2 protein-coding genes are annotated in these 865 nt (G+C 33.6%); both read left to right on the top strand.

Annotated elements, in window-relative coordinates:
* Nucleotides 1–488: AAA family ATPase (locus tag L4B77_RS20145; protein ID WP_429752628.1), on the top strand; the 488-nt coding region annotated here is incomplete at its 5' end.
* The coding region (locus L4B77_RS20150) for an HNH endonuclease family protein (protein ID WP_489686501.1) at nt 475–865 on the top strand (391 nt) is incomplete at its 3' end. The genes L4B77_RS20145 and L4B77_RS20150, both read left to right, overlap by 14 nt.

The raw sequence follows: 865 nt of genomic DNA on the forward strand, positions 1-865 counted from the left end.
CAGCATTTCTTAGATATGTATCCAATAATTGCCTTGTTATTATTGATGAACCTGAAATAAGCTTACACCCAAATTGGCAAATAAAATACTTTTCATTACTTGAGATATTATTGAGTAAAGTTAAGGGGTGCCACATTATCATCGCTACACATTCACACTTCTTGATAAGCGAACTGGAACCAGAATTCAGCTCCCTTATCTCTTTGAAATACGTAAGAGGTCGAGTTGAAGCAGAAACAATCGCAAGCTCTACATTAGGCTGGAGTCCTGAAAGCATACTATATAGGGTTTTTAACGTCCGAACGCTCAATAGTCTTTATTTAGAAAGTGACTTACAAAAAGCACACTCAATGTTATACACCGACGATTGTGATTTTGAGGAATTAAAAAGACTGAATCATAAATTTCAATCCCTAGTTTTGGATGAAACTGATCCAATGAACAAGTTCATTGCGACTGTACAAGGGTACATAGATGGCAATCAGTGAATGGTATCTTAACATAAAAAATCTACCTAACATCTCCATTAAATCAAAGACATACATAAGAAACCTCAAGCCTCATAAAGCCTCATATTGGGATATAACAACCAATGATATGAAAGAATTTAAAAAAGAGCTCTTGGAAAAACTATGTAAAATACAAAACAATCGGTGTGTATATTGTGGATTAGGTCTTAGCCGTCGTTCAATTGATCGAGAACACTTTGTTCATAAGGCAGCTATTAAAGGTTATCAAGAGTTTATGTTTAATTTTGACAATCTCTTTGCTGCTTGTGAATTTTGTAACCGAAGACTCAAAGGCCAAAAACAAGTAATAAAAACCTATAATAAAGATTATTCAAAATGTTCATTTAGAATAGTTC

This window comes from Vibrio minamisatsumaniensis (assembly GCF_050337445.1).
In the GTDB taxonomy this organism is placed as follows: Bacteria; Pseudomonadota; Gammaproteobacteria; order Enterobacterales; family Vibrionaceae; genus Vibrio; species Vibrio artabrorum.